We start from the raw sequence: 1367 nt of genomic DNA, 5'->3' as shown, positions 1-1367 counted from the left end.
CCCTCATATTTGAGGGTAATTTAACAAACTGGTCATTAAATGTCACACGAAGAAAACCCGCACTAGGCGGGTCTTATTTAATTAAGATAAATACCATTCAATTGTATGGATGGGTTGTCCACCTAGTTGTGAATAGTGCGTCATACCATGCTTCAATGCTCTTCGATTTAATGCATTGGCATGTACCGCCATCTCTTGAGTTATCCCTATTACCTGTGCAGCACATTCACTGCGCAAGATACTCAGTGCCGGATAAATATCGTTCTTAATAATTTTTGAAATCTTAGGCACAAACCACATTAAGAACTGAACATCGGTGTCGTTCCAAGGTTCATTATTTACTTGCATTGGTACTAATGGATTCTCTACCTTTCCTTTTACTTCCATGCTTAACAAATACTGCACAGAGTCCTCAAAGTGTATGGCTAGAAGTTCATGATAAGAGTTAATTTTGAAATGCCGATTATGTCGAGTCCAAACTTGTGCTCTTAATCCATTGTTGCCGTTCACCTTAGCATCAACAATTTTCTGCAATGAATCCTTTTGTTCGGGTGAAATTACTTTTCGTGTTTCAATTACACTACCCATGAACTTTTCTTTCATTGCTTCAAAAGCTAGTTTTTCACAACGAATGAAGTAACGTCTAGCTTCACGTCCTTTTTCGTTGTTTTCTACCATTGAGAGCTCTTTCGCTACATCCAGAGTAAGGTAGTAATCGCTTTTATTATGTCCGCCATGTTTTGCTTCACAATTTTGTGAAGCAAGTATGAAATCTTCATTTTCTATAAATCCATACTTTATCAAACGAGATTTTATCCAGTCTGAGAATTTACGTTTAGATTCTAAGAAAAGGTGAAGTGATCTAGCGTCAACAGCGAACTGTTTATTACCGCCAATATCTACCTCAACTAGATCAAGAACCTGATCGCCAGTTAAGGTATGTTGTAAATCAATTTTTTCTGCTACTATAGTCATAGTTAATATTCCTGTATTGACATCAATTAAGCCCTGTCCGCCAAGATCATGGGCTTTTTTGTTGTCTGTTAATTTCATGCTTTCGCATCCTGTTGTTTCTCTCTTTTTTCCAACCACTCTTCAACCAAAAGAATTAGTTGAGCGGTTTGCGATCTACGTTCCTTCTGAATTTCAGCTTTAAAGCGCACCAAAATATTTTCAGGCATTCTAAAGTTCACCTGTGCTTCACTTCTCGTCATATCAACCTCTTCTTAAATGTTAGCAATATCTAACAATTGCTAACATAGCAAAGAAATTAAACTTATGTCAACATGTTTTGCTAACAAGTGCTAACAATTTACTAGGTCTCAACATGTCAGATGATGTTCAATTTAACTTGCGCATTCCATATG

Annotated in this window: 2 protein-coding genes; both read right to left on the bottom strand. The window is 36.8% G+C overall.

Annotation, left to right across the window (positions count from 1 at the left end; all coding sequences use genetic code 11):
* Window positions 1-81: 81 nt before the first annotated feature.
* Window positions 82-1053, bottom strand: a complete 972-nt coding sequence (locus VXQ92_RS18110) for an antA/AntB antirepressor family protein (RefSeq protein ID WP_367576498.1) — start codon at window positions 1051-1053, stop codon at window positions 82-84.
* Window positions 1050-1214 (bottom strand): hypothetical protein, encoded by a 165-nt coding sequence (locus tag VXQ92_RS18105; protein ID WP_032008006.1) that lies wholly within the window; start codon window positions 1212-1214, stop codon window positions 1050-1052. The genes VXQ92_RS18110 and VXQ92_RS18105 overlap by 4 nt, the downstream gene beginning before the upstream one ends.
* Between the last annotated feature and the right edge of the window lie 153 nt (window positions 1215-1367).

Source organism: Acinetobacter sp. 228 (genome assembly GCF_048147885.1).
The sequence above is the reverse complement of the archived record's forward strand: the minus strand, read 5'-3'. Positions and strand labels throughout refer to the sequence as shown.